20 protein-coding genes are annotated in these 20249 nt (G+C 36.4%); 4 read left to right on the forward strand and 16 right to left on the reverse strand.

Annotated features, from left to right (window positions below):
* Window positions 1–350: 350 nt before the first annotated feature.
* The 9 genes from fsa to G9F74_RS20020 all read right to left on the reverse strand — a co-directional run bounded on the left by fsa (window position 351) and on the right by G9F74_RS20020 (window position 8917).
* On the reverse strand, window positions 351–998 hold the full coding sequence (fsa, locus tag G9F74_RS19980) for a fructose-6-phosphate aldolase (RefSeq protein ID WP_000667666.1): 648 nt from the start codon (window positions 996–998) through the stop codon (window positions 351–353).
* 34 nt (window positions 999–1032) lie between these two features.
* Window positions 1033–1959, reverse strand: coding sequence for a ribose ABC transporter substrate-binding protein RbsB (gene rbsB, locus G9F74_RS19985; protein ID WP_000758982.1), 927 nt, complete (start codon window positions 1957–1959; stop codon window positions 1033–1035).
* Between the two features lie 14 nt (window positions 1960–1973).
* Window positions 1974–2909 (reverse strand): ABC transporter permease subunit, encoded by a 936-nt coding sequence (locus G9F74_RS19990; RefSeq protein WP_001074641.1) that lies wholly within the window; start codon window positions 2907–2909, stop codon window positions 1974–1976.
* Between the two features lie 2 nt (window positions 2910–2911).
* Window positions 2912–4396 carry a ribose ABC transporter ATP-binding protein RbsA gene (gene rbsA, locus G9F74_RS19995; protein WP_016107544.1) on the reverse strand — a complete coding sequence of 495 codons (1485 nt, stop codon included), beginning with the start codon at window positions 4394–4396 and terminating at the stop codon, window positions 2912–2914.
* Between the two features lie 18 nt (window positions 4397–4414).
* Window positions 4415–4810 carry a D-ribose pyranase gene (gene rbsD / locus G9F74_RS20000; protein ID WP_000716145.1) on the reverse strand — a complete coding sequence of 132 codons (396 nt, stop codon included), beginning with the start codon at window positions 4808–4810 and terminating at the stop codon, window positions 4415–4417.
* Complete coding sequence (gene rbsK / locus G9F74_RS20005) at window positions 4807–5703, reverse strand: ribokinase (RefSeq protein ID WP_001132872.1); 897 nt, start codon at window positions 5701–5703, stop codon at window positions 4807–4809. Before rbsK ends, rbsD begins: the two co-directional genes overlap by 4 nt.
* Before the next feature lie 13 nt (window positions 5704–5716).
* Complete coding sequence (rbsR, locus tag G9F74_RS20010; RefSeq protein WP_016107543.1) at window positions 5717–6688, reverse strand: ribose operon transcriptional repressor RbsR; 972 nt, start codon at window positions 6686–6688, stop codon at window positions 5717–5719.
* Window positions 6689–6825: 137 nt separating this feature from the next.
* The gene (locus G9F74_RS20015; RefSeq protein ID WP_000437662.1) at window positions 6826–8439 is read right to left on the reverse strand and encodes an MDR family MFS transporter; all 1614 of its coding nucleotides are present in this window, start codon (window positions 8437–8439) and stop codon (window positions 6826–6828) included.
* 19 nt (window positions 8440–8458) lie between these two features.
* Window positions 8459–8917, reverse strand: a complete 459-nt coding sequence (locus G9F74_RS20020) for a MarR family winged helix-turn-helix transcriptional regulator (RefSeq protein WP_001132370.1) — start codon at window positions 8915–8917, stop codon at window positions 8459–8461.
* 271 nt (window positions 8918–9188) lie between these two features.
* Between G9F74_RS20020 and glpT the strand changes: the two genes are divergently transcribed.
* Window positions 9189–10538: a glycerol-3-phosphate transporter gene (glpT, locus tag G9F74_RS20025; protein ID WP_000466380.1), complete on the forward strand. Its 1350-nt coding sequence runs from the start codon at window positions 9189–9191 to the stop codon at window positions 10536–10538.
* Window positions 10539–10666: 128 nt separating this feature from the next.
* On the opposite strand, the gene G9F74_RS20030 is transcribed toward glpT, so the two are convergent.
* The 4 genes from G9F74_RS20030 to G9F74_RS20045 all read right to left on the reverse strand — a co-directional run bounded on the left by G9F74_RS20030 (window position 10667) and on the right by G9F74_RS20045 (window position 14376).
* Window positions 10667–10783 (reverse strand): DUF4027 family protein, encoded by a 117-nt coding sequence (locus G9F74_RS20030; RefSeq protein ID WP_000834733.1) that lies wholly within the window; start codon window positions 10781–10783, stop codon window positions 10667–10669.
* Window positions 10784–10991: 208 nt separating this feature from the next.
* On the reverse strand, window positions 10992–11414 hold the full coding sequence (locus tag G9F74_RS20035) for a universal stress protein (protein WP_000277986.1): 423 nt from the start codon (window positions 11412–11414) through the stop codon (window positions 10992–10994).
* Window positions 11415–11522: 108 nt separating this feature from the next.
* Entirely contained in the window at window positions 11523–12974 is a 1452-nt protein-coding gene (locus G9F74_RS20040; protein ID WP_016107542.1) for a SulP family inorganic anion transporter, read from the reverse strand.
* A gap of 154 nt (window positions 12975–13128) precedes the next feature.
* Window positions 13129–14376 (reverse strand): cell wall-binding repeat-containing protein, encoded by a 1248-nt coding sequence (locus tag G9F74_RS20045; protein ID WP_016107541.1) that lies wholly within the window; start codon window positions 14374–14376, stop codon window positions 13129–13131.
* A gap of 175 nt (window positions 14377–14551) precedes the next feature.
* Between G9F74_RS20045 and G9F74_RS20050 the strand changes: the two genes are divergently transcribed.
* On the forward strand, window positions 14552–15244 hold the full coding sequence (locus G9F74_RS20050; protein WP_016107540.1) for a response regulator transcription factor: 693 nt from the start codon (window positions 14552–14554) through the stop codon (window positions 15242–15244).
* Entirely contained in the window at window positions 15241–16632 is a 1392-nt protein-coding gene (locus tag G9F74_RS20055; protein WP_016107539.1) for a sensor histidine kinase, read from the forward strand. The genes G9F74_RS20050 and G9F74_RS20055 overlap by 4 nt, the downstream gene beginning before the upstream one ends.
* A gap of 13 nt (window positions 16633–16645) precedes the next feature.
* Here the strand turns inward: G9F74_RS20055 and G9F74_RS20060 are convergent, their stop codons facing one another.
* On the reverse strand, window positions 16646–17167 hold the full coding sequence (locus G9F74_RS20060) for a dihydrofolate reductase family protein (RefSeq protein ID WP_016107538.1): 522 nt from the start codon (window positions 17165–17167) through the stop codon (window positions 16646–16648).
* A 106-nt stretch (window positions 17168–17273) separates the two neighbouring features.
* Here G9F74_RS20060 and G9F74_RS20065 point away from each other — a divergent pair, with 106 nt between their 5' ends.
* A complete protein-coding gene (locus G9F74_RS20065) occupies window positions 17274–18215 on the forward strand; it encodes a helix-turn-helix transcriptional regulator (RefSeq protein ID WP_000030264.1) in 942 nt (313 codons plus the stop codon).
* Window positions 18216–18266: 51 nt separating this feature from the next.
* Here the strand turns inward: G9F74_RS20065 and G9F74_RS20070 are convergent, their stop codons facing one another.
* Both G9F74_RS20070 and G9F74_RS20075 read right to left on the reverse strand, forming a co-directional pair.
* Window positions 18267–19691: a DUF4367 domain-containing protein gene (locus tag G9F74_RS20070; RefSeq protein ID WP_016107537.1), complete on the reverse strand. Its 1425-nt coding sequence runs from the start codon at window positions 19689–19691 to the stop codon at window positions 18267–18269.
* Window positions 19657–20214 carry an RNA polymerase sigma factor gene (locus G9F74_RS20075; protein WP_016107536.1) on the reverse strand — a complete coding sequence of 186 codons (558 nt, stop codon included), beginning with the start codon at window positions 20212–20214 and terminating at the stop codon, window positions 19657–19659. The genes G9F74_RS20070 and G9F74_RS20075 overlap by 35 nt, the downstream gene beginning before the upstream one ends.
* Window positions 20215–20249 lie beyond the last annotated feature (35 nt).

Below are 20249 nucleotides of genomic sequence, written 5' to 3' on the forward strand. Positions count from 1 at the left end.
TATAGAATCATGCCCTCCAGTTTTCTGGTCAGACCCTCTATCTTTTTATCCCACTATTTGCTAGGCAGTAAGACTCCCACCTCAAAATTCAGCGAACCCGAGGAAGTTAATTGGGAGATAACTGCCCGTAAAAGCCCAATTGGCGAGGGCTAATAATCCGGTGGGGGATGAACAACCCCCATCACTGATTAAAGTGTTACTTTATATCGAAATATAAAAAATAAAGAGTGATTTGTATATATTAAATAGCTTATATTAAAAATTTAAAAGACAATATGCAAAATTGCATGAAAATTCCTTCAAATAAAAAAAGAACCCTAGTCAATTAAACTAGGATTCTCGATTTCATATTATTTCTCTTGTGTTTTTTCCCAATCAGCTAGGAATTTCTCAATCCCTTGATCTGTTAATGGGTGCTTCACTAATGAAGCAATTACGTTTGCTGGGATTGTTGCAATATGTGCACCATTTAGTGCTGCGTCAGTTACGTGAACGCTGTGACGTACAGATGCTGCAATGATTTCTGTTTCAATGCCGTGAATTGCAAAGATTTCTGCGATTTGGCGAATTAAGTCCATACCGTTATGACCGATATCATCTAGGCGACCTAAGAATGGTGAAACGTATGTCGCACCAGCGCGAGCTGCAAGTAATGCTTGAACTGCTGAGAATACTAATGTAACGTTTGTACGAATTCCTAAATCTGAAAATGCTTTTACTGCTTTTAAACCTTCCGTTGTCATCGGTACTTTTACAACAACGTTTGGAGCAATCTTCGCTAATTCTTTTCCTTCTTCAATCATTTTATCAGCTTCTAAGCTAATTACTTCTGCACTTACAGGTCCTTCTATAAAGCTGCAAATTTCACGAATACGCTCATGGAAATCTACGCCTTCTTTTGCTACAAGTGATGGGTTTGTCGTTACTCCAGCTACTACGCCTAATGCATTTGCCTCTTTAATTTCGTTAATGTTTGCTGTATCAATAAAGAATTTCATTTGTTATTCTTCCTTCCTAATTTTCATTTTATATTTATTTATTTTTTTTAATAAGCTCTAATTCAATCGGAATAGATTTGTCCACTTTTTTACCTTGTGTTATTTCTTTTGCTGTTTGCATCGCCTTCTCTCCGATTAATTCCGGTTTTTGAGCGACTGTTGCAGCCATACGCCCATCGTTAACCGCTTTCACAGCATCGTCTGTTGCATCAAATCCAACAACTACTACATCCGTTTTCCCAGCAGATTTTAATGCCTCAAGTGCCCCTAATGCCATTTCATCGTTATGAGCAAATACCGCTTTAATATCGCTATTCGCTTGCAAAATATTTTCCATAACAGATAAACCTTTTGCACGATCGAAATCAGCTGCTTGTTTTGCTACTACTTTTAAAGACTTATCAGCTACGTTATGGAATCCTTTCCCACGCTCACGAGCAGCTGAGGATCCAGGGATTCCTTCTAACTCAGCAACGTTCGCTCCCCCGCCAACTAATTCACGAATGTAATCACTAGCCATTTGACCACCTTCGATATTGTTAGACGCAATGTGCGAAACAACTTTACCTGAATTCGCAACGCGGTCTACTGTAATAACAGGAACATTCGCTGCATTTGCCGCACTTACTGCTGAAGCAACAGCATCTGAATCGGTTGGATTAATAACAACTACGTCCACACCTTTTTGAATTAAATCTTCAACATCGTTCGTTTGCTTTGCTGCATCGTTTTGTGCATCAACAGCAATCAATTCAATGCCACTATCTTTCGCTTTCTTTTCTGCACCTTTTTTCAAAGTCACGAAAAATGGATTGTTTAAAGTTGAAACAGAGAATCCAACTTTAATAGTTTTATTTCGACCTTTATCGCTAGAATCCTTTGCCCATTCTGGTGGTTCCATTGAACAACCAGCAGTAATGACCATAATACATGCAACGAGTATAAGTAACCATTTCTTCATGAACTGCCCCTCCATTACGCTTCTTTTCGACGATCAATTAATACAGCTAGTAAGATTACAAGTCCTTTTACAACTTGTTGGAAGAAAGAAGATACACCTAATAAATTTAAACCGTTATTTAGTACACCGATAATAAGTACACCGATGAATGTACCAACAATCCATCCTCTTCCTCCAGAAAGACTTGTCCCTCCTAATACAACTGCTGCAATTGCATCTAATTCGTAAGAAGTACCCGCAGTCGGCTGTGCTGAATCTAATCGTGATGTTAAGACAATACCTGCAAGCGCTGCCAAGATTCCGGAAAGACCGTAAATCATTACTTTAATTCTCGTAACATTAATACCTGATAGTGCTGCTGCTTCTTCATTTCCACCAATTGCAAATGTACGGCGACCAAATGTCGTTTTCTTCAAAATGAAGTACAGCACTGCGAAAGCGATCATCATTGTAACAGCTGGTACCGGAATACCAAGAAAATAACCGCGGCCAAACATTTGGAACATTAAATGATCACCAAGACCAGTGATCGGACGTCCGTCCATATAAACAAGCGTCAACCCACGAAAAATAGTCATTGTTGCTAAAGTCGCAATAAATGGAGCTACTTTTCCTTTCGCAATGATGATACCGTTTACAATTCCCATTACAAGACCAGCAAGTAGTCCAACTGCCATTGCAAGGAACGGGTCCATGCCACTTGCCATCATTCCAGCAACAAGTGCACTTGATAATGCTAAAATAGAACCTACCGATAAGTCAATACCCCCTGTTAAAATTACAAAGGTCATTCCGAATGCAATAAGCGCATTAATCGATACTTGACGCAGTATATTAAATAAATTTGGAATTTCAATAAATGCTGGATTTAAAGCTGTAATTACGACAATAATTAATACTAAACCGATTAAAGAACCGAGTTGTTGTAATACATTCCCCTTCTTAGCCATCCTTACTCTCCCCCTGTAGCTAGTGCCATTATAGACTCTTGTGATGCCTCATCTTTCCCTAAAATACCGCCGACTTTTCCTTCATGAATAACAAGAACTCGATCGCTCATCCCTAAAACTTCGGGAAGCTCAGATGATACCATAATAACGGCATCTCCTTGTTCAGTAAGCTTATTCATAATAGAGTAAATTTCTTTTTTCGCTCCAACATCCACACCTCTTGTTGGCTCATCTAAAATGAGTAACTGCGGATGAATACCTAACCATTTCGCAATTACAATCTTTTGCTGATTTCCACCAGAAAGAGATTTCACCGCTTGCTCTCCACTAGATGCTTTCACATTAAGAAGTTTCATCATGTCCTCTGTAAACTGTTGTTCTAGTTCGTTACTAAGGACACTTCCCTTTGAAAGACTTTCTAAATTCGGTAACGCTAAATTTTCTCGAATTGAGAAATCTAACACTAATCCTTCAGACTTTCTATCCTCTGTAATGAAAGCAATTCTTTGTCTAATTGCATCTATCGGACTATCAATCTTTACTTCTTGTCCGTTTATAAAAATTTGTCCAGAGTCTAAAGGTTCATATCCAAATATCGCTTTCATAATATCTGTGCGACCAGCTCCCATCAAGCCAGCTACACCAAGAATTTCACCTTTTCTAACTTGAAACGAAACATTTTCAAATTTCCCCTTTTTCGTTCCGTTACGCATTTCAAAAATTACTTCACCAATTTGACTATTTCGCTCTGGGTAACGTTCACCAATGCTGCGCCCCACCATCATACTCACTACTTCATCAAATGACGTTTCCGGAATTAATCTTTTCCCTACATATTCTCCATCACGCAAAATTGTAATAGCATCACATATTGAGAATATTTCTTCCATGCGGTGTGAAATGTAAACGAATGAAACCCCTTCTTTACGTAACTTATTTATAACTGTAAAGAGCGTTTCAATTTCACGATCCGTCAGTGCCGCAGTTGGTTCATCCATAATAATAACGCTTGCGCTTGTCATCAATGCTTTCGCAATTTCAATAATTTGCTGTTGTCCAACTGATAGCTCTCCTGCTAACATAGCACCTTTTACATGTAATCCTAGCTCCGCCAATTGCTGCTGCGCAATCGCGTTCATTTGACGAGTACGTAAAATACCTGTTTTCCCATACATTAACTCTTTACCGAGAAACATATTTTCAGCTACTGTTAAATTTGGCAATATGTTCAGTTCTTGATGTATAAATGCAATGCCGTACTCTTCCGCTTCTTTCGCATTTTTAAAAGTGCGTTCTTGCCCATCAATCGTGACTGTTCCACCATCTTTTGTATATACACCTGTTAAAATCTTCATGAGCGTCGATTTACCCGCTCCATTTTCCCCCATCAATGCATGGACTTCTCCTGCTTCAATCATAAACTGTGCATTCTTCAAAACAGGATTTCCACTGAACGCCTTTGAAATGTTTTTCATTTCAATACGCATTCTCATCACTTCCTTTTATTAAAAAATCACGCCTGCATGCAAAATTACATTGGCATAAGGCGTAGCCTCTCCTGTACGGATAATTGCCTTCGCTTTTTTTGTATTTTCTTTAAATTGTTCATGTGATACATATTCAAATGCTGGTTCTTTTAATTGCAGCTCAATCTCTTTATTTACTTCCGCATTATTGATAATGACTTCTTCTGCTAACGTCACTTTTTCAATTGCCATATCATCAGCTACAACTTGTAATACATCTAAAAAACTCGGCTTTCCAAGTTCAACAGCTAAATCAATTCGCTTTACTCCATCAGGAATCGGTAATCCGCAATCAGCAATTACAAGAGTATCTGTATGTCCGAGTGAAGCCAGGACTGCCGCAATCTCACTGTTTAATACACCGTGCTTTTTCATCCGACAATCACCTGCACTTCACGTACTCTATCTCTCGTCGGCATACCGCCTTGTGCCCCAAGTTTTGTTACAGAAAGGCCTCCAGCAATATTCGCAAAACGAATTGCTTTTTGAAGCGTTTCTCCTTCAGAAAGTGCAACTGCTAACGCACCATTAAATGTATCACCAGCTCCAGTCGTATCCACTACATCAACAGCAATGCTAGGAATATGTAGAATCTCCGTACCATTATGGAAACGAACACCGTTAGAACCTTCTGTCATCAATAGTTTATTTGGATATTTCGCCAGTAAATCTTCAATTGGTGATGTAAAATCATCTAATACAATGCGGCACTCATGTTCATTTGGCGTAATATACGTTGCCTTTTCTAATATGTCTTCTGATAACACTTGTGCTGGCGCTGGATTCAACATAACTGGAATTTTATGTTCTTCGCAAATAGATAGAACATACTTTACTGTTTCAAGCGGAATCTCTAATTGTAGAACAACCATATCAGCTTTTACGAGAAGATCTTTTGAACGATCTACAACCGATTCATTCACAAGAGCATTTGCTCCTTGTACGACAACAATACTGTTATCCTCTTCTGCTAAAACGATATGAGCAATTCCTGTCGTTCTATCTGTAACCGGTACCACATAGTCGATAAAAACACGTTCGTTCTCTAAATTTTTTCTAACTACTGTTCCGTAATCATCATTTCCTACTGCTCCAACCATTGCTACATTGGCACCTAATCTAGCTGCAGCAACTGCTTGGTTCGCCCCTTTCCCTCCTGGGATCGTATGAAATGCTTCACCAATTACTGTTTCTCCTGCTTTCGGCCGTTTCTTTGAAACAGCCACTAAGTCCATTGAAATACTACCTACTACTGCAATATTTGGCATCTGTTTCATCTCCTTACTTCGTTGTATTTCTTTCTATAATTTTAATCGGTAAACGATAGTGTTTCTCTTCCAATGCATTTCCTTCCATTTGCTCTAACAACAACTCTGTTGCAATTTTCCCCATCTCATATATTGGCTGTGCAACAGTTGTAATAGATGGATACATCATTTCTGTTAAAGAAATTCCATCGAATCCGATAATTTGTAAATCGTCAGGAATAGCCATTCCTTTTTGAAGTGCAGCCTTTACAATACCAATTGCAATTAAATCATTCCCAGCAACAATACCATCAATATGCGGGTATTCTTCTAATAATTCCATTGCTACACGCTCACTATTTGCTGGGTCAAATGTACTCTCTGCAATCATATATGAAAGATTATTTTGCGTAATGATATCTACAAAACCTTCAAAACGCTCATTCGCTGTACTTACATCACGTGGTCCACGAATATATGCAATATGTTTGCATCCTTTATCTATTAACAACCTTGTCGCATCCTGACTTCCTGCATAGTTATCAGCATATACAGTAGGAATACGCTCATTAAACATACGGTCAATCGCAACGACTGGAACTGATAAATTCATGTAATTTATACTATTTTGTGGATTCGTTGCTACAATAAATCCATCTACATTATTTTGTCTAAGTACATCAATGTATTGTTTCTCTTTTTCTAAACTTTCATCAGAGTTACAAAGGACAACTGTGTAACCTTGTTTATGTGCTACATCTTCTACGGCACGTGCAACTTCTGGAAAGAATGGATTCACGATATTTGGAACTACTAACCCAATTAAACGAGATTTTTTATTATATAAAGAACGCGCTACTGTACTAGGTTTATAATCTAGCATTTCAATTGCTCGTTCTACTTTCTTTAACGTATCCTCATGAACATATCCATTTTTATTTAACACTCTGGAAACGGTCGCAACAGATACTCCCGCTAATTTCGCAACGTCTTTAATCGTACTCATTCTCTTTTCTCCTCATTTCATGTAACCGTTTACAGAAAATAATATAACGCATTTATAAAAATACGTCAATCATTTCTCACAAAAAAGCTTTTAAGGTTATACTCAAAAAAGCATCGCCTAATGGCGATGCTTTTTCATTACGAATATGATACAGTTTTTTCTTGTTCTTCTACAGCAGGCTCTTCAGCATCTTTTTTACGATCCGACAGTTTAATTTTCTGTAAGAAAATCGTAAAGATAGCGCCTACTATGATAAATACTAATCCTGTTAAGAATACAGTATGAAGTGAGTCTACTAAAGAATTTTTCAAAATTGGTACGATACTGTTAGCAAATGCTTCTGGCATTTGTTTTAATGCCTCTGGACTAAATAGCATCGAATATAAACCTTGTGGGTCTGTATGAATCATATCTTTAAATTTTGTTACCATTTGTCCCGCTTCTTTCGGGAATGTATCTAATACAGGTACTAACTTATTTGTTAATGTTGTACCTGACGTGTTATTCATAATTGATCCTAAAATTGTAATACCGAATGTCCCACCGATTTGACGGAAAAACTGACTTGATGATGTTACGACACCAAGGTCTTTTTTCGGGAAGCTTTCTTGTAACGCTAATGTTAAAGTCGGCATTACAAGACCCATGCCTAAACCGATAACCATCATATAAGAAGTTGCAGTCAGTTTAGTTGTGTGCATATCCATCGTTGTTAATAACCAGAAACCACCAGCCATAATGAGCATACCTGCGATAATTTGTGGTTTTACACCGACTTTTAATACAAGTTGCCCACCAATAATACTCATAACAATCATTGTAATCATCATCGGTGTCATAATCGTTCCCGATTCAGCAGCACTTACTCCTACAATACCTTGCATGAAGAATGGTACGAACATAATCGCACCGAACATTCCGATACTCATAAAGAATCCAATCGCATTAAGTATTGTAAACGTACGGTTTTTAAAGAAATGCATCGGTAAAATTGGTTCTTCAGCTTTCGTTTCAACGATAACGAAACTAACGATACCAATTACAGCTAGTGCAAATAAACCGATAATTTGCCAAGAATCCCATGCGTAATCTTTTCCGCCAAACGTTAACGCAAGTAATAAACTTACAACACCGAGAATCATCGTAAAGATTCCAGCGATATCAATTTTAATTGGTCCCGTTTGTTTATGTGATTTTAATCCCATTGCGATAAAGACTGTTGCTAAAATACCAACTGGTAAATTAATGTAGAATACCCATCTCCAGTTCACTGCGTCTACAATCCAACCACCAACTTGTGGTCCAATTACAGAAGCAAGACCGTATAACGCACCAAAAATACCTTGCCATTTCGCACGTTCTTTTCCCGTGAACATGTCTCCAATAATAATCATAGCCATCGGCATCATAATACCGCCACCAAGACCTTGGATACCACGGAAAATAATTAATTCTGTCATACCATTTGCCATACCACATAACGCTGAACCAATCATAAAAATAACTAGCCCTGTTATATATACGTTACGACGCCCAAGTAAATCCGCTAATTTACCTGCAATTGGTACGACTGTCGTTGATGTTAACATATAAGCTGTTGTTAACCATGTCATTAAGCTTAGTCCGCCAAGTTCACCAACGATACGCGGCATCGCTGTACCAACGATTGTTCCGTCTAACGCAGCAAATAGCATCGCAATTACTAAACCAATTAACAACAACTTTCTATTTGTATTGCCTTGTTGCTCCATGTAATCTCCTCAATTCCTCTTATTTATTCTCTTTTTTCTCTTGTGTCCCGCAAATAATGGTTTCTAACTTTTCAAAGAGGCGCAACAAATCTTCTCGTTCTTGTAATTCTAATTGTGAAAAGTATTTTGCGATATGCTCATTACGAGCTGCCATCGCCTCTTTTACTGTATTTTTCCCCTTTTTCGTTAGCTCAATGACAACAACACGGCGATCATTATCATCGTGATAACGCTCTACTAACTCATGATCAATTAAACGGTCGATCATTACTGTAATGGCGCTCGGTTTTACGTACATTTTCTCCGCCAATTGTGTCGCTCTTGAAGCTCCGTAATGATCTAAAATCTTTAAAATATAAAATTGCGGTGGTGTAAGTCCTGATGCTTGCATTTGTTCCAATAGCTCTGTTTGCATTTTCTTTCCTATAGCGAATGTAAGAGCTTGAATCTTATCAATATGAGTCATATCATTTGGCATGTTATCCACCTCTTATTTAAACAATAAAATATTTAACGTATTTAAATATTAATCCCACGAACAAAATCCGTCAATACCTTTTATTCATAAAAACGTTTACATTTTTGTCACAAAGTTGTATAATTTTCGTCGAAGTTAATATTGACAGTCACGGAGAATCGGAGTATACGGCTATGAATCATAAAAAAGGGAACTTTTTTATATTTCATGGCCTTTTTATATTCTCTCTGTCTTAAACGCTTCCAATTAATTAGGGGAGGATTTTCATTTTATGTTTTTCACACAATTATTTAAACCTGCGCCCCATGCAGAACGCTTACCAGCTGATCGCATTGATAGCGAATACCGTAAATTACGTTTACAAGTATTTTTAGGTATCTTCATCGGTTATGCAGGTTACTACTTTGTTCGAAAAAACTTTTCACTAGCAATGCCATACTTAATTGAACAAGGCTTTAGTAAAGGGGAACTTGGGGTTATCCTTTCAGCAGTATCTATCGCTTACGGATTAAGTAAATTTCTTATGGGTATCGTATCCGACCGTTGTAATCCTCGCTACTTTTTAGCAGCTGGGCTATTTTTATCAGGTATCATTAATATTATTTTCGGCTCATTTTCTTTCATTACAACGAGCATTATACTTATGTTTGTACTTCAGTTTTTAAATGGATGGGTACAAGGGATGGGATGGCCTCCTTGTGGTCGTACGATGGTTCACTGGTTCTCTATTAGTGAACGTGGTACAAAAATGTCTATTTGGAACGTCGCTCATAACGTCGGCGGCGCACTTATGCCTTCTCTCGTTACATTAGGCTTATACTTCTTTGCAAATGACTGGAAAAGTATATTTTACTTCCCAGGTATTCTTTCAATTTTAGTTGGTATTTATGTATTAATTACGATGAGAGATACACCCCAATCTTGTGGATTACCGTCTATTGAGGAACATACTGGCGAATATCCATCAGGTGAAAAAGTGAAAGATCGCGAACGCGAACTTTCGGTAAAAGAAATTTTATTTAAATACGTACTAAACAATAAATTTTTATGGTACATCGCTATCGCGAACGTTTTCGTATATTTCGTACGTTACGGCGTTGTAGACTGGGCTCCTACTTATTTAGTAGAGGAAAAAAGCTTTACTCATAGTAGCTCACGTACAGCTTACGCTCTATATGAATGGGCTGGTATTCCAGGTACACTTCTTTGCGGATGGATGAGTGATAAACTATTTAAAGGACGCCGCGCACCTGCTGGTATTTTATTTATGGTCGGTGTATTCATTGCCGTTCTTGTTTACTGGCTAAATCCTGCTGGTCACCCAATCATTGATAGTATCGCACTTGTTTCCATTGGATTTTTAATTTACGGACCTGTTATGCTAATTGGTCTTCACGCACTTGACTTAGCACCAAAGAAAGCTGCTGGAACTGCAGCAGGCCTAACTGGTTTCTTTGGTTACCTAGGCGGAGCTACTTTTGCTAGCGCAGCTATGGGCTTTATTGTAGATGCATTCGGATGGGATGGCGGATTCATTTTATTACTTGTATCTTGCGTACTTGCAATGTTCTTCCTTGCCCTTACTTTAAATACAGGATCTGCAAAGTCAAAACAAGCTTAAACAAAATATAAATATGTAAACAAACATAAAAATAGCTCTTAGCGTTTATTCTATACGCTAAGAGCTATTCTTTATTTACAGCACTTTTCTTACTAGCTATAACAATCAATTCCTTCCCTACTATAAAATTAAAAAATTTGATGAAATACCTTTATTAATACAGCTAACGTAACAGATGCAGCAAATCCCCCTAAACAAATTAAGCTTACCCCTTGACTATATGATAAATTTTGAAATGATTTCATACCTTCCATCCTCCCTATCTCCCCTTTGATACTTTTATTTTACCAATGGGAAAATTTTCATAACATCGATTTTCCTAACAACAAACTTACAAATTTGTAAGTTAACATCTTTTCAACTTATATATCTAGTATTTCCACAAAAGGATGTCATTTATACATAAAAAAAGACCTCGGGTATCCCAAAGTCTTAGTTACGTGCTATTTCATTTTATTTTATAATCATTACTGGACATTTCACTCGTTTTGCTATTTTATGACTTACGCTACCAAGCATCATTTCTTGTAATGTATTTAATCCTCTGCTCCCAGCAATAACAAGATCTATATCCCCTGTATTTACATATTGAACGAGCGTATCACCAGGATCACCATGCAGAATCGTAAATTTATAAGAAATCTTCTCTTCCTTTAATAATCCTTCAATCTCTTTTAATTTATCTTTCCGACTAGCTGATATTGTTTCAAAATCTGTTTGTCCGTGTATAATATCTGATTTTGCTGTTCTATTATCTACGACATATACAATTTCAACATTTGCTTCTTCACTACATTTCGCAATATGTATTGCATGCTCCGCTGCCCGAAGTGCATGTTCAGAACCATCACATGCTAATATGATTTGTTTGTACATATGCTGAATCCCCTTTTCATTATCTTACTCGTATTATAATACAAAAGCCCCTTTTTTGTTTTTTAAAAGGGGCTAATAAATAGTATAAGATTAAAAAATCATAGTCCTTTAGCCAGCAATCCTTTTATTATAAGCCGCTAAATTTGTAACGAGCTTCGAACTACGTTCATTTAATCCCGTTATACTTACTTTTACACCAATCTGTTCATACTTTATGATAACTTTATCAATTGCGGCCACTGCTGAATCATCCCATACGTGTGCATGAGTAAAGTTCATTTCAATTTCTTTTACATCTTCATTAAATGAAAAAGCATTTATAAAATCTGCCGTAGATGCGAAGAATAGTTGGCCATGAATTTCGTATATTTTCTTATTTTCAATATATAAATGTTTCACGTGAATCTTTGCCATGTTGAATGCAAATAAAACAGCACTAATTACTGTCCCAATAATCACGCCTAATCCTAGATTGTGGGTGATAAGAACAACGAAAACCGTTACGATCATGACGAACGCATTTCCTTTTGGCACTTTATGAATCGTCGCTACAGAGTTCCAATCAAATGTTCCAATTGAAACCATAATCATAACTGCAACTAAAGCTGCCATCGGAATATGAACAACATAATCACCTAAAACAAATAGTAATACGATTAAAAATCCGCCCGCTACAAATGTTGATAAACGCCCTCGTCCACCTGACTTAATGTTAATAACAGATTGGCCAATCATTGCACATCCTGCCATTCCTCCGAAAAATCCAGCAACAATGTTCGCAATCCCTTGTCCACGTGCCTCTTTATGTTTATTACTTTCTGTATGTGTCATATCATCTAAAACCGAAGCAGTTAATAAAGACTCTAGTAAGCCAATAATTGCAAGCATAACTGCGTATGGCAAAATAATACCTAATGTCTCAAGTGTAAACGGAACATCAGGAATACTAAAGAACGGTAATTCTTTCGGTAAGCTTCCCATATCCCCTACTGTTTTCAACTGTAATCCACTCATAAGCGCAATGCTTGTCACAATAATAATTGAAATAAGTGTAGACGGCACAGCCGTTGTAATACGTGGAAATAAATATATAATTGCAAGTCCTAATGCGACAAGCGCATACATTTGCCAAGTTGCATTTTTAAACTGCGGCAATTGCGCTGTAAAAACTAAAATTCCAAGTGCATTTAAAAAACCACTCATAACAGATTTCGGAACAAACTTCATAAATGAGCTCAGTTTGAACACACCAAAAATAATTTGGACAATACCTGTTAATATTGTCGCAGCAAATAAATATTGCAAACCGTGATCTTTAACGAGCGTCACCATTAATAATGCCATTGCACCTGTTGCAGCTGAAATCATCCCAGTTCTTCCACCAACAAACGACATGGTAACCGCAATACAAAAGGCTGCGTATAATCCAACAGTCGGATCCACGCCTGCAATAACAGAGAAAGCAATCGCTTCAGGAATTAACGCTAAAGCAACAACAATTCCTGATAGCACATCCCCTTTCACGTTGGAGAACCAATCATTTTTTATCGTTTGAAACAAAATACCCCTCCTCTACTCTTCTATCATTTGATTTTCTCCATAAGAAAATCATGCCGACTGCACGAAGGCTATTATATAACGAGTAAAGGATATTGCGCTATGTAAAAGTTTCCTAAAAAAAGACGCTATCTTCGTAGCGTCTTTTCTCGTTTCATTAATGTCCACCGTGACCTTGACCACTTTCTTGAACAATCTCTAATCTCTCATCTAATATTCCTTGTGTTTCAAATGAAATATTACTCGTACTGCCTAAAAGGAAACCATGGTTATATGGTCCCAGTGTTGGGTCAGCTTTAAACTTTGGCTGAATACTAGCAAGGAAGTCATACACTGGTTGTGAAGCTTTACCTTCTTCTAATAATACAACAGGTGCGTGTTTACCCATATGTGAAAACGGTGCTCCTGCAATTGCTAAGTCTGGTGTTTCGCTTGAAACAAATGACAAACCGTGACCTGGTTTTGTGAATCCCCAGCCGAACTTTGTTTTTTCATCTTTAAACTTCGCAAATGCGATAGAATTTTCTAGTGGAGTCTCTCCACTAATACGCGTTACTTTCCCATATTTACTTAACTCTCGTTCTACTTCTTTTGAAACGATTTTCTCTGGTCCTAACACATATATATTCGCTTTATCTTTTCTCATCTTTAACGCCTCAATTGTCGCTTCTGGCACTTTATTCTTTTCTGTATAGAGTAGTGGCTCTGGCATATGAGAAATCCAGTTTACAGCTGGTGTTGTATACAAACGTCCTTCTTCTTCAGACGAACCGACAATAACGCTATTTGGATAGCTTCCTGTTATATCGGCATATTCTTTATCAACATCTTTAGCAAATATAGCTGGATCTGTTTCTTTTATTTGCTTTACTTTATATTCTTTTAATTGCTCAAGGATAGATGCACTTACATCCCCCATCACCATAATTTGTGTTCCATCTTTCGTTCCGAGCGGATTTAATCGTTTTATTTCTTTTAACGTCATTTCAGGTACCTTTTCTTTTTCTATAAATAAAATCGGCCCATTATTCGGATGGTGAATAAGATCCGCACTCGCAATACTTAATTGCCACTCATTTACTGGTACTAAAATAATAGCGCCTGGCTGATTCTCTTTATGCGTTGCTGGCCATATCGTTTGCGAAGTTAGTACTGCCATTTGCAATGGATCATTTGTATTTAATCTCGTTACGTTTTTTAAACTTGTCGTTAATAAATCATTCGATGCCCCTTTATTCATTTCTTTCGGCGCAGTTACCTCTTGATTCATTTTCATTTCCTTTTGCTCTGTTTTCTTCTCTTTTGTAGATTCATGGTTTTTATGGTCTGTATTCGTTTGTCCGCATGCAGCAAGACCAACTGCTGTAATTATTGTTATCCCAAAAATTCGGGTCATTTTTTTCACTATACCGCCTCCGTATTAATCATTTTTGAGCCAATATGATTACCTAAAATGTAATTTCAACTCCATAATAACAAGCAATTCTGAAGAAATTATGCAGACACATCATAATCTGCACCATTTCTTCATGATTTTGCATTACACTTTAAGTAACGATTATAAATATGGAGGGCTCTCTATGATTGATATACTACTCGTAGACGATGAACCGAGAATGCTTGAATTATTAACGCTTTATCTTACTCCAATCGGATATAACTGCGTATGTGCGACGTCAGGAGAAGAAGCTATTTTACATATAGAAAACCGAAACTTTAAATTTGTTTTACTGGATATTATGATGCCAAAGATGGACGGATGGGACACGTGCAAAAAAATCCGCTCATTTAGTAACGTTCCTATTATTATGGTTACCGCTCGTGATCAAACAGTTGATGTCGTCCAAGGATTAAAACTCGGAGCGGATGATTACGTAACGAAACCTTTCCATGAAGAGGAACTTTTCGCAAGAATTGAAGCTGTTTTAAGGCGCACAAATGAACATAAACAAATCCAATATCACGGCATTCTATGGGATGAGGCGAAGCACTTTGCTTCTGTATATAATGAAGAACTTCTTCTCACACCAATCGAATTCTCTTTACTCGGATTATTTTTACGCCATGTAAATTATGTATTAAGCCGTGATCAGCTCATTGAACGAATTTGGGGATTAAACACAAATACCGAAGATCGCACAGTCGATTCACATATTCGTAATTTGCGTGATAAATTGCGAAAAGCAAATTTCCCTATTGATCATCATTTAAAAACTGTGTACGGGGTAGGTTACAGGTGGGTTGATACCGAATATTTAGGAGCGAAACGATGAAGCGAATTTCTATTCAATTCGGATTTTATTTTTTAATTGTTACACTTTTAATCGAAAGCGTCCTCTTTGTTTTGCTCTATTATAGTCTGGTAAACAATAGAGTGAATGAAGAAATGACTGCTCTATTAAAACGAGGAAATAGTCATCGAGATGTACTTGAAAAATATTATGATAAACAAACAATCTCTCACGTTGCATTAATGGAGTCTGAAGCTGAAACTACTGTTGTTATTACAAATGCAAATAAAGCAGTACTAGCTAAATCTAACGAAATAAACACGACTATAAAAAATCATATTAGTGGAATGCAAACTCGAACCGACCATAACGGAGCTATTATAGAAAATCATTGGAAAACATCTAATTATATTTGTACAGTTAGCCCCATTGTAGTGGGTGGAAAACATGAGGGCTATGTGTACATGTTTCTTGGAACTGAATCAATTGAAGAGATGGTTAATAGGCTAACAAAACAATTCATTATTGCCGGTATCATCACATTTCTACTAACAGCCATCACCATTTTTCTATTATCCCGTTTATTAACAAAGCCATTGTTACACATGAAACATGCCACTGAAAAAATGAGTAAAGGTGATTTATCCGTTTCATTAACGACTACTCGAAATGATGAAATTGGTGAACTCGCACAATCTATTCAAACGCTCGCAAATGATTTACATTATATGAAAACGGAAAGAAGTGAATTTCTAGCAAGTGTTGCTCACGAATTACGTACACCTTTAACATACGTAAGAGGTTACGCTGACATTGCCTTAAAAGACAGCACACCTCCTGAACAACGTTTACGATATTTATCTATAATAAAAGATGAGTCTGATTATATTACGAACTTAGTTCAAGATTTATTTTCACTCGCTCAAATGGAACAACATAACTTTTCTATTCAAGTAAAGGAAGTACATTTACACACTTTCCTTACTCGCATAGCCGAAAAAGTAAACGCCATGTATAAAGAAAGACACATTAAAGTTTCTTTCACTTGTCCTCCTACACTGTTAGTCAACTTAGATGAACAGCGATTCGAACAAGTGATAGTGAACATTTTAAATAACGCTTATAGACATTCAAAAGAGCATTCTCATATCAACATTTCTGTTACAGAAGAATATAAGCATATTTCCATCACCATTGAGGACGACGGTGAAGGTATTCCCCCTGAAGACCTCCCTCACATTTTCGACCGCTTTTATCGTGTTGATAAAGCAAGAACACGATCTACAGGCGGAACTGGTTTAGGGCTATCTATCGTAAAAGAAATTGTAGAACTACACGGCGGAAATATTATTGTAACGAGCGAAGTCGATTACGGGTCTTGCTTTATAATTTCATTACCATCTATAAAGAAACAAGACTACCATCAATAGTCGTGTTTTTTTATCACTTTACTTTATAATATAAATTTACAAATTGCCCAAAACGTTTCGTATCTGTTAAAGTTAAATTGATTTCCGGGTTCTTGTCTTGAAATAACGGAACTCCAGAACCTAATATATGCGGTGTAATCGTGACAACATATTCATCAATTAGATTATTCTTAAAGAACTCTCTTAATAAACTCCCTCCACCAACCATCCATATTTTAGATCCTTCCTGCTCTTTCAACCTTTTCGTAAACTCCACTACATCTTCATTTACAAACTCCACGTGTTCGTTTGAACCTTTTTCCGAGTTAGAAAAAACATAACATTTTTTATCTACATACGGGAATGTTTCCGTATGCTCTACTACATAATCGTACGTTCTTTTTCCCATAATTATTGTATCAATCGTTTCGTACATTTCTGTATAACCGTTGTCTCCCTCTCCTTCCGTTTCCATTAACCACTGTAAATCGTCATCTTCTTTCGCAATAAATCCATCTAAGCTCGCCGCAATAAATAAAACAATTTCACGTGACATATTTTTTCCTCCTTACGTTTCATCTTGATAAAATTATGATGTAAGCAATATACTAACAGTAAAACATGACAATTAATGTCATATTAAAAAGAAACAGGTGGTATATTTGTCAAAAGCTAAACGCTTATTAGATATTCTTATATTTGCTTCTGCGAAAAAAACATTTACAGCGCAAGAAATAGCTGATGAATTTAATATTTCCGTTCGTACTGTTCATAGATACATTTTAGATTTAAGTGATATGGGGTTGCCTATTTATGCTGAACAAGGTCGTAACGGAGGATATAAAGTATTAACGAATAGGGTCATTCCGCCTATTTTATTTACCGAAGAAGAAGCCGTATCCATCTTTTTTGCTTTTCAATCTTTAAGCTACTATCGAGACTTGCCTTTCAATACAGAAATCAATTCTGTTACTCATAAACTGTATAGCTCTCTTCAAAACGATGCGAAAGCGAAAGTTGATAAAATCCGCTCTTATATCGCCTTTTGGAATCCTAAGAGAACAATTGATACACCACTTTTAAAAGAAGTGTTAACAGCGGCTATTGAAAATAAAAATTTACACTTTCAATACGAATCTAAATCAGGGATAAAAACAAAACACGTTCACCCTATCGGTGTATATGCTCACGATAGTTTATGGTATTTGCCATCCTATGACTTTAGCAGGCAGAAAGTATTACTGTATCGTGTTGATCGTATTCTTTCTATACTATCCACGGAAGAAAACGAAGATACTTTTATGAATTTAGAAGAATGGTTTGCCTCTAACTCTAACGTAATAAACATTCCTACTCAGTTACATGTTTTACTCACAACCGAAGGCGTACGCCAATGTAAAAGCGTTCCTTACCTTGAAGAGTTCATTGAAGTAAACGAAGATGGGACGGGGTATATACATTCAACAATTGATAAAGGTGAAATTCATTTTATTACGCCTTTATTTTATAGACTAGGAAAAGATGCAAGAGTTTTAGAACCAAAGGAATTAATAGATGGTCTACGTATACGTGCGAAAGAAATTTTAAATATGTATGAAAATTAAAAAGCTGCTAAATATAAGCAGCTTTTTAGTCTAGTTATTCCTATTGTTTTATTATTGGCGAATATCGAACCACCAACGATTTTTCGCATTCATATTCTCCGTCCCACTAAACCCACTGTAACGGAAAGCATCAAGGAAAATTGAATCTAGCTTATCCTCATCTACAAAATAACCTAAGTTAACTTTTACCGTTTGTCCTGGTCGGATACTGCCAATATTGTAAAAGCTTTTCCCTTCTCCGTGAGGTTCTAAATAATCAACTTCGCCTGTCATAATATTTTTTTCCGCAATTCCATCTCTTTCAGCGTAGTTCCATGCATTACCTTCAGATTTAAGCAACTTTATGGATGGATGCATATAAATTTCTTCTGTCGACTTTTTCCCAATATTTTTCACTTTTGTTGTTAAGTAAACAAATTTAGGATTAACTAATTTTGATTCTACTAGTTTATCAATTGAATCTTTACCATTTCCGAGTTTATATTCATCCCGTCTGTATGGTAGCAATTCTCCTATCTGATTTAAAGCCTTATTCTTGCTTAGTATTTCTAAGCCAAGTTCATTAAAGTTTTCTTGTTTAAAATCTTTGATTGAATCGAAGACTTCAACTTTTTCTATCACATATTCAATTTGGCTGTTATCCATGATTATAGTTACTGGAGCCTTTTGCCCTATATGAAATAGTCGTTTGCTATCTTTTTTCAAAGGAATCACCTTAGTTTTTTTAGGTTCATCTGCTTTGCTAAAACGATTTTCATCATATTCTACTATATGTGATGCCTTTTCTTTTGACGTAGGCTCAAGTGAAATGCTCCCTAACACTTCCATCATTTGTTCTTCGTTTATATCGGATCCAATATAACTCTCTAACATAATCCCTTCTTTCTCAAAAAAGAGAAAGACCTTTCTGTCAAACATTACATTGTTGTTTCCTGTTTCTTTATGGACAATTACTGCTTTCCTACCATTTATCTCTTTTTCTTCGTAACTTTTCGAATACAGAGTTTGAAAATCTGTATTTTCCCCTACCCTCCGAAGAGCGAATGAAAATCCCCCCATTGCGTAGTTATCTTTAAATGAATATTTCATAGCACTGTCATCAATTGCTTCCATATTTTCTGGCAATTTACCAATCTTTAACTTATACCACTTATCACTCTTTTTCGAATCCTTATTTGTTACTGAAACATTTACTTCATAATTTTGTTTTTGGACAATCATATTATAGACTTTCACTGCACCAAAAACGGTTGTCGGCATACCAATCAATAAGCAGGCAGCAGCGATTAACATACGGTGTCTTTTACGCTTTTTCTGCGATTGTCCATCTTTCAGCTTCATTTCCTCCATAAACAATTTCTTTTTGCGCGTATATGTATGTGAAAATTCATGTTGTTCTTCGAGTTTATCAAAATCATCTAAAGCAATCTTTTCAGCAAGTTCATATATTTCTTTGGAGTTCTTTGAATTCGTCATGTTGTATACCTCCTATCATATTTTGAACTCGTTTTCGAGCGCGTTCAAACTGCTTACGGACATTGGCCTCCGTTATCCCCATGACACTTGAAATTTCTTGATACGTTAAGTTATAGAAGACTTTGTACTTAAACACCTGTCTGTTCGATTCATTTAACTCTTTTAGCAATGTATCAATTTGAACCTCGGACATTAGACGTTTTTCCCACTCTTCAATATTTTCATCTACTGCTTCTATTGATTCTCTTTCATATTCTTCTAAAAATGTTTCATGTCGTTTATTTTTCCGGTAACTATCAATCGCCTTATTTTTCGCGACCCTCAAAGTGTAGCTTTTAAGCTCTTGAGTGTTCAAGCTATGGAGCTTTTCCAAGTTCTTATAAAGAGTAATAAACGTCTCTTGAACTGCATCTTCAGCCTGCTGAATATTATTTAAAATAGAATACGCTACATAATAAACTTTTTGTTCGTACAACTCGTATAGCTCTTCCATCTTTTCATAATCGTTGTTTGTAACTTTCATATAATTCCTCCTCTCATTCTATATAACGAATGAGC

It is taken from the genome of Bacillus sp. EKM202B, from assembly GCF_011066025.1.
In the GTDB taxonomy this organism is placed as follows: domain Bacteria; phylum Bacillota; class Bacilli; order Bacillales; family Bacillaceae_G; genus Bacillus_A; species Bacillus_A toyonensis.